We start from the raw sequence: 8179 nt of genomic DNA, 5'->3' as shown, positions 1-8179 counted from the left end.
GGGGAGGCGTACCGGATGACCTCCTCCCCCGCCGTGCCCGCGCGGCCCTCGAAGTCCTCCCACCACAGCTCGCGCTGGCCGGGGTGGTCGGTGAGCAGGGCCAGGGTGTGGCTGATGCCGTTGCGGGTGGTCTCGTTCCCGGCCACCGCCAGCAGGATGAAGAACGATCCCAGCTCCTGGTCGCTCAGGTACTCGCCGTCGATGTTGGCGTTGGCCAGGGCGGTGGTCAGGTCGTCGGCGGGCTCGCGGCGCCGCAGCTCGGCCAGCTCGCCGAGCAGGGCGCTCAGCTCGGCCCCGGCGTTCAGCAGCCGGGTGATCGCGGTATCGGCGTCCTCGCCCAGGTAGTCGGGGTCGTTTCCGGCCAGGACCACGTTGGAGTTCTCGAAGACCATCGCCCGGCGGCTCTCCGGGATGCCCATCATGTCGCAGATGATGGCCAGCGGGAGCCGGGCGGCGACCTCGGAGACGAAGTCGCACGGCCCCCTGTCCAGCAGGTCGTCGACGATGGCCTCGGCCTGGCGGCGCACGTCGTCCTCCAGCCGGGCGAGCATGCGCGGGGTGAAGCCGCGCGAGACGATGCGCCGCAGCCGGGCGTGGCGCGGGTCGTCCATGTTGATCATCGAGCCGAAGTACTCGGCGAAGTCGGGCGGCATGTCCGGGATGGAGATGGCGCTGGGCTCGGAGGCGAACACCTGGGGGGAGCGGCTGGCCTCGGTGACGTCGGCGTGCCGGACCAGTGCGTGGTAGCCGGGCCCGGTGGGGATCGGGCCCGCGTCCGGCTCCTCGAAGAAGACGGGGGCGCGCTCGCGCAGGCGGGCGAAGGCGGCGTGCCTCTCCTCCTGCGGAGCGCGCCAGAAGTCCATCGAGGACAGGTCGATGTCGGCCGGTCCGGCCGAGTGCGTCGTCGAGAGCATGCGGGGGGCCTTCCGACGGGTGCGGAGTCCCCCACACTCTTTACACGCCCTCTCCTCGTGTCAAGTGTCCTGGTCTCCGCCCTCCCCTCCGGGCTCCCCGTCCCCGCCCGGCTCGATCCCCGCCGCCAGGCGCAGCGTCGAGACCAGCTCGGCCGGCTTGTACACGGCCCGGCCCACCGCGGCGCAGAAGGCGGCGAGCATGTGCACCTGCACCATGGGGTCGCCGTTGGCCAGCCGCTCGGCGGCCTCCTCCTCCCCCACCGAATGCGCCTCCCAGGCCGTGACCACGGCGAACTCCAGCTCCGGGGGCAGCAGGTCGGCCACGGTGCGGGCCACCGCCTCCCGGGAGTCGGCGGGGCGGTAGGACACCCCGGTCTCCTGCACCCGGCGGGTCAGGAAGGTGGCGAAGATCCGCAGCTCGGAGGCGACCAGGTCGGTGTCCCCCTCCTCACTGACCCGTTCGGCGGCCGCGAGCAGGGCCTCGCGGTCGGAGCGGACATAGGCATCGATCAGGGCGACGGCGTTCTCGGCGGCGTGCAGCCGCTCCTCGCTCGGTTCATCCGGCATGGCCCCATGATCCCGCAACGCCCCCGGCCGCCGGGAGCGGCCGGGGGCGCGTGGCGGGCGCCGGATCCGGGTACGGGGCCCGGATCAGGTCGGCATCAGGTGAAGGACGGGCGCAGCGGCATGTGCGCGTCGGTCCCGTCCAGCTTCACGCCGAGGATCTGGTGCAGCTGCACCACGTCCTTCTCGAAGCCGAGGATGCATCCGGCCATGTACAGCCGCCACACCCGGGCGGTGCCCTCGCCGACCTCGCGCACCGCGGCGTCCCAGTTCCGCTCCAGGTTGTCGCACCAGCCGCGCAGCGTCAGCGCATAGTGCTCGCGCAGGTTCTCCTGGTGGCGGATCTCGAACCCGGCGTCGTTCATCTGCGTCTGGAGCCAGCCCGGCCCCTCCAGCTCCCCGTCGGGGAACACGTAGCGGTTGATCACCCCGCCCGGCACCATCGCCGGCAGGTCGTTGCGGGGCCGGGTGATGCAGTGGTTCAGCAGGCGGCCGCCCGGCTTGAGCTTGGAGTACAGCCCCGCGAAGTAGTCCGGCACGTTCTTCTTGCCGATGTGCTCGGTGAGCCCGATGGAGCTGACCCGGTCGTAGAACTCGTCGGGCACGTCCCGGTAGTCCATGTGGCGGACCTCGGCCAGGTCGGACAGCCCCTCCTGGGCGATGCGCTTGCTCGCCCACTCGGCCTGCTCCTTGGAAAGGGTCACGCCCAGCGCCTTGACCCCGTACTCCTTGGCCGCGTGCCGCACCATCCCGCCCCAGCCGCAGCCCACGTCCAGCAGGCGCATGCCCGGCTGCAGGTCCAGCTTCTTGGCCACCAGGTCGTACTTGTCGAACTGGGCCTGCTCCAGCGAGGTGTCCTCGCTCTGGAACACCGCGCAGGTGTAGGTCATCGACGGACCCAGCACCAGCTCGTAGAAGGCGTTGGAGACGTCGTAGTGGTGGTGGATGACCTCGGCGTCGCGGCCCTTGCTGTGCCGGGTGCCCCGCCCGGAGAGCCGGGAGCGGCGCATCTCCTGCGGGGGCGGCGGGACGCGGTTGACGAACTTGACCCACCCGATGCCCGCCGCGATCCGGGCGAGCTCCACCGGCGACAGCCGCAGGCCGTCGTCGAAGACCAGGTCGGCCATCCTCTTGAGGGCGGTGTACATGTCGCCCTCCAGGTCCAGGTGCCCGGAGACGTAAGCGCGGGTCAGGCCGAGGGCGCCGGGCGCCTGGGCGATGTAGTTCAGCGCCACGGGGCTGCGCACCACCAGCGTGGTGTCGCTGTCCGGATCGCCTGCCGTGCTGCCGTCATAGGCGCGGAACCCCACGGGCGCGTCGGGCCCGACGACGCGTTCGAAGATCTCCGCAAGCCGCATGTTCGTTCCCTTCGTCGCGGCACGTCGCCCCCATCCCCCGGGGCGGGCGTGTCATCTCTTCGTTGAACGCCTCACCTGTTGCCGACGCACTTGGCGTACAGGTCCAGCAGCCGCCCCTGCGGGTCGTACTCCCGCTTGAGGCGGCCATAGGCGTCGCCGTTGTAGAGCCTCCAGAACTCCTCTTCGGAGTAGAAGGCGTCGGAGTAGAGGGACTTATGGCCGTCGAGGCGCGTGACCTCCTCCTCCACCAGCAGGTTGTGGTGGTGGCGGCGCTGTCCGCGCTTCATCGGGACCATGCCCCAGAAGCCGAAGTTCACGTACAGCCGCTCCTGCTCCAGGGGGTACAGCGGCCAGATGTGGCCGCCCTCGCCCGGCGCGCCCTTCTCGCTCAGGCGCAGCGGGCACATCCACACCGGCGTCATGCCGATCTTCTCGTGGAAGAAGTCGAGGAACTCGGCGCCGCGCTCGACGCCCACCTCGACGTCCTGGATGAGGGGCTCCTGCTGGGGGCGGCCGCGGTAGTGGTTGAGCAGCCGGCTGAAGTCGGTGCGGCGGTCCAGGGCCACCAGCTTGCGGTAGACGTCGGAGCGCTTGAGCGAGCGCGGCCACAGGCGCCGCACCGCGGGGTTCTGCACACCGAACGCGCGCGAGCACCAGAACCAGTCGGTGTCCCAGCGCCAGATGTAGTCCTCGATCGTCATGTAGTCGCCCGGCCCCGTGCCCGCGTACCTGGGGATCGACCGGTAGTAGATGTCGTGTCCGGTGTAGTCGCTGGTCCAGGGGGCGCTGGGGGTGAAGGAGGCGAGGGTGAGGTAGAGCTCGTCCGGACCGAAGGACACGCCGTCGACGAAGTCGACCCGCTCGCCCTCGTACTCGGAGTCCGCGCAGATCCGCGCGAGCGCGTCCATGGCCTCCTTGCCGCCGCCGAAGCGCAGGTGGCGCAGGTGCACGAACGGCTCGACCGGCTCCAGGCGGATGCGCAGGCGCAGACTGTAGCCGAGGGTGCCGTAGGAGTTGGGGAACCCGTAGAAGAGGTCGGCGTGCTCGTTGTCGCGGCGGGCCACGACGGTGTCGCCGGTGGCGGTGAGGATCTCGATCTCCTCCACCGCCTCGTGCGGCAGCCCGGTGCGGAAGGAGCTGGACTCGATGCCCAGGCCGGTGACGGCGCCGCCCAGGGTGATGGTGCGCAGCTGCGGGACCACGGTGGGCATCAGGCCGTGCGGCAGGGTGGCGGCGACCAGGTCCTCATAGGTGGTCATGCCGCCGACCTCGGCGGTGCGGGTGGCGGAATCGACCGAGATGACCGAGGAGAAGGCGGACACGTCCAGCCGGGGGGCGTCGCTGTCGTCCCGGAACCGGAAGAGGTTCGAGGTCGGCTTGGCGAGCCGGACGGGCGCGCCCTCGGGCAGGTTCGCGAAGTCGCGCCGGAGCCGCTGGACGGCGGCCACGTGGTCGGCGTAGTCCCGCTGCGGAGGCTGACGGTGCACGCTCACTCCCCTTCTCCGGCGCACTGGGTGCGCCGCGGACGTCGGTCTGGCCCGGGGCAACCTTACGCCTACCAAGCGGTAGTGAGGCGCGGGCGACACTGTTCCCCATGCCACTCTCTCAACCGGGAATGCGCAACGGAACGAGGTCCCCGGGGCAGGTCGGGGCGGGTCGCACGCGGAGGTGGCGAACGCGTGCGGATCGTGGCCATCGGAGCGGAGAATGGTCCGGTCCTCCCACGACTGCGGCCGCCTCTTCGGACACGGTGGCCGGTTCCGGCCGCCCCCTGCCCGCGACCCCGCCTCCGGCGCGCCCGCAGTCCGGCGTCCCGCCTTCCCGGGGCGCACCATAAGATCGGGTGACGTGCGCATCGCTCTCGTCGATTCCGGAATCGGGATGCTCTCCACCGCCGCCGCGCTGCGCGCGGCGCGGCCGGACGCGGACCTGATCCTGTCCATGGACCCCGACCACATGCCGTGGGGGCCCCGCGGCCACGACGACGTGGTCGCCCGGGTCATCGCGGGCGCCGACGCGGCGGCCGCGGCCGTTCCCGGCGGCGCACCGGACGCCGTGGTGGTGCCGTGCAACACCGCCTCGGTCCACGGCCTGGTGGCGCTGCGGTCCCGGTTCGAGCCGGAGGTCCCGGTCATCGGAACCGTGCCGCCGATCAAGCCCGCGGCGGAGGGCGGCGAGCCGATCGCGGTCTGGGCGACCGTCGCGACCACGGCCAGCCGGTACCAGGGCGACCTGATCGCGCGCTACGCACCGGGCGGGCAGGCGACCCCGGTGGCCTGCGTCGGCCTGGCGGAGGCGGTGGAGTCGGCCGACCCGGACCGGGTGGCCGAGGCGGTGGCCTACGCCGCCGAGCGCACCCCGGCCGACACCCGCGGCGTGGTGCTCGGATGCACCCACTACGACCTGGTCGATGCCGAGATCGCGGCGGTGCTGGGCGGACGCCCGGCGCTGTTCACGGCCGCACAGGCGGTGGCGGCCCAGACCCTGCGCCGCATCGGCGCCGAGCCCGCCCCCGGTGCCGCCCCGACCGGCACCCTGCGCGTCCTCGCCAGCGGCCGCCCGTCGGACCTGCCGAAGGCCGCCCTGGCCTACCCCGCGGGCCGGGCCCTGGCCGAGGGCCCGACGGCGGACTGAGGACGGCTCCGTGGGTGTCCGCGCCGATGACGAAAGGGTGGTCGTGCGCGACGAAGGCCACGGCGGTCGGAGTCCTTCCTGGTCCACGACCACGGTCCGGCCGCTTGCGGCCGGCGTCGGCTTGGGGGAGGCCACTCCGGGGCGGCACTGCGACCGGCCGCGACTCGGCGGTCGGGCGATCTCCTGATCAGGACACCGAGGTGGGCCAGGCGGCGCCGGCCGCTCCGGCCCGTGGGGCGGACAGGTCCACTTCAGGGCACCCTGTTCCAGGGGGCCGGTGATTCCCTGGGGCGCACCCCGGTGGGCCGGGCGGCCGGTCCCTACTCTGACCGGTCGGTCCCAGACCGGCCGCTCACCCGGCCGCGCCGCCTCCCGCACCGCCGACGGCCCGCCGGACGGCGGCTCGGGCCCGGGAACGGCTCCGCCTACCTCCGTCGCCGCCGCGCACGGGCCGCCGACCTGGTCCGCACCCACCCCGGCGCCCCACCGTCCCGGGTCACGTACTCGCGGGGGCCGCCTCCGTCAGGGTGCGGACCAGGGTCCGCACGCCCGCGGTGTCGTTGTCGTGGAGCAGCGTCTCCAGCAGCGACAGCGCCGCCTTCTGGTCCCCCGGCTCGCGGCGGACGTGGTGCCATTGGGGCTCGGCGGCCGTATCGCTCAGCATGAGGGTCCGGCCCACCTGGCCCAGCGCGTTCAGCAGCGCGGTGTCCTCGGGACGGCGGGAGCGCGCCGCGACCACCAGGTCGGCCTGGCGCTCGGGGTCCACCGACGCGCGCGGCTCCTTGCGCAGCTCGTCCAGGAGGTCCTCCGGCTCGGTCGGGAGCACGACCGCCGGGACGGCCCTGACCATCGCGTGCGCCTCTTCGAGGTCGTTCTCCAGGTCCTGGGCCCTGCGCACCCGCACCAGCGCGCGCTGGGCGCGGCGGATCGCGCAGTCGGCGACCCAGCGGGCGTCCCGGGCCGCGGCCAGGCGCGCGGCGGCCATGGCCATCTGGGCGCACGGACGGTGCGCGCCGACCCGCTCGGCGTACCGGGACCACGACGTCAGCGCCACGCCGACGCGCCAGTCGTTGCGCATCTCGCCCAGCGCCACCAGGTCCTCGGCCGCGTCCACCCACGCCTTGCGCAGGCGCGGGTTGGCGTCGGCCTCGGCCGTCTCCGGCAGGGCCTCGCGCGCCTCCTCCGGGGGCTTGAGGCCGGAGCGGGCCAGCCAGGCCAGCAGCCGGGCCCGCTCGAAGCGGATGCGCCGGGCCGCCGCCGAGCGCGGCACCCCGATCGGGACCGACCGCAGCGCGCCCTCCTCCAGCCGGTCCAGGGTGAGCAGGGCGTCGGTGTAGCGCTCCTGGTAGCGCAGGGCGCGCACGTAGGCGAACCCGTACTCCATGCCGACCTCGGCCCCGGCCTCGCGGATCTCGGCGGCGCGCAGGTCCAGCTCGCGCACGGCCTCGTCGGGGCGCTCGTCGTCGATGAGCATGTCGGCGTGCGCCACGACCAGCGCCTCCCAGGCGGGAAGCCCCGGGCCGCCGTGCGTCATCGCCTCGGCGAGCAGCGCGGTGCGGTCCACGGTCCGGCCCGGGCCGTCGATGTTGGCGTAGCAGTCCAGGACGTTCTGCGCCGCGCAGGCCGCCGGTCCGCAGTCGCCGCCGTCCTCGTCCTCGTCGCCGTCCTCGCCGTGCGCGGCCCGCAGCGCGCCCTCGACCAGGTCGAGCGCGGCGGTCCCCTCGCCGCGGTGGCCCACCCGCGCGGCCGCGCCCCAGTGGTTCAGGTAGCCCTCGGTCCACGGGGGCAGCACACCGGCGTCGGCCCGCACGGCGCGCAGCGCCGACGGCAGCAGGGCGCGGATCCGCGCCACCTCCCCCTCGGCCGCCAACTGCGGCAGCCGCGCCACGGCGTCGGCGGTCTCCGCGTGCCCCTCCTCACGGAGGCGCCGCGACGTCTCGGCGACCCAGGTCCACAGCGTCACGCCACACTCTCCCTCGCGTCCGTGCGCACCGACCGTAGCAGCGCGGTCACCCGTGCGCGTGCCGAACGCCGAAAATCCCCTGGCCGCGGGTGGATAGACTCGGTTCCGTAGGTCCCACCGCACACCACGACCACCACACTCCGGCGGAACGGCGACGGGAGCGCGTACACACAATGGGATGGCGAGACCGGTTCGGACTGCGCAAGGCCCGAAAGCGGGGGAAGGCCCGCTTCGACCGCGCCGCCGAGGACTCCGACATCAAGACCCTGATCGACTTCGCGAAGTCCCGTACCGGTGTGGAGTTCTTCGTGGAACCGGAGACGTTCGCGACCTCCACCACGGCCGTGGCGGTCGCCCACGACGGGGAGTGGACCCGGCGGCGGGTCGGCTCGCCCGACGTCATCCGCAAGGTCGCGCGCGACCTGGCCGCCCCCGTCTACGATGTGCAGATCGTCGGGTACCCCAAGCGGATGCGCGAGTGGACCCAGCGCAACAAGCGCGGCCTGTCCCTCGACGACTGACCCCCGGCCCCGGGCCGCGGCACCCCAGCGAGCAGAGCAGAGATGGCGATTCCACCCCGATGACCGACTCCGACAAGGGCGGCATGCCCGCGTGGCTGCCGCGCGCGATGTTCCTGGCGGTCGCGACGGTCATCGGCTTCGCCGTGGCGGGCTGGCTCTTCCTCCAGCTGCGCGGACTGCTCGTGCTGCTGCTGGTCTCCCTCTTCCTGGCGCTGGCGCTGGAGC

General features: G+C 73.3%; 7 protein-coding genes and 1 pseudogene. 3 read left to right on the top strand and 5 right to left on the bottom strand.

What is annotated here, in order from left to right; translation table 11 throughout:
* The 4 genes from D476_RS0128070 to D476_RS0128055 form a co-directional block, all read right to left on the bottom strand.
* Positions 1–914 (bottom strand): cytochrome P450 family protein (locus D476_RS0128070; RefSeq protein WP_017627214.1); only part of this gene is annotated, 914 nt, incomplete at its 3' end.
* A gap of 60 nt (positions 915–974) precedes the next feature.
* Complete coding sequence (locus D476_RS34840; protein ID WP_017627213.1) at positions 975–1481, bottom strand: hypothetical protein; 507 nt, start codon at positions 1479–1481, stop codon at positions 975–977.
* 95 nt (positions 1482–1576) lie between these two features.
* Positions 1577–2836, bottom strand: a complete 1260-nt coding sequence (locus tag D476_RS0128060; RefSeq protein ID WP_017627212.1) for an SAM-dependent methyltransferase — start codon at positions 2834–2836, stop codon at positions 1577–1579.
* 71 nt (positions 2837–2907) lie between these two features.
* Entirely contained in the window at positions 2908–4329 is a 1422-nt protein-coding gene (locus tag D476_RS0128055) for an FAD-binding oxidoreductase (RefSeq protein WP_017627211.1), read from the bottom strand.
* 388 nt (positions 4330–4717) lie between these two features.
* Here D476_RS0128055 and D476_RS0128050 point away from each other — a divergent pair, with 388 nt between their 5' ends.
* On the top strand, positions 4718–5470 hold the full coding sequence (locus D476_RS0128050; protein WP_017627210.1) for a glutamate racemase: 753 nt from the start codon (positions 4718–4720) through the stop codon (positions 5468–5470).
* A gap of 496 nt (positions 5471–5966) precedes the next feature.
* Here D476_RS0128050 and D476_RS0128045 read toward each other — a convergent pair whose 3' ends face one another.
* A complete protein-coding gene (locus D476_RS0128045) occupies positions 5967–7433 on the bottom strand; it encodes a hypothetical protein (protein ID WP_017627209.1) in 1467 nt (488 codons plus the stop codon).
* A gap of 173 nt (positions 7434–7606) precedes the next feature.
* On the opposite strand from D476_RS0128045, the gene D476_RS0128040 reads away from it, so the two are divergent.
* The gene (locus tag D476_RS0128040) at positions 7607–7954 is read left to right on the top strand and encodes a hypothetical protein (RefSeq protein WP_017627208.1); all 348 of its coding nucleotides are present in this window, start codon (positions 7607–7609) and stop codon (positions 7952–7954) included.
* Positions 7955–8013: 59 nt separating this feature from the next.
* A pseudogene (locus D476_RS39445) lies at positions 8014–8179 on the top strand (AI-2E family transporter); the annotation flags it as partial.

Origin of the sequence: Nocardiopsis chromatogenes YIM 90109, assembly GCF_000341185.1 — a bacterium.
Lineage (GTDB): Bacteria > Actinomycetota > Actinomycetes > Streptosporangiales > Streptosporangiaceae > Nocardiopsis_A > Nocardiopsis_A chromatogenes.
This window is presented reverse-complemented; position numbering and strand designations above follow the sequence as displayed.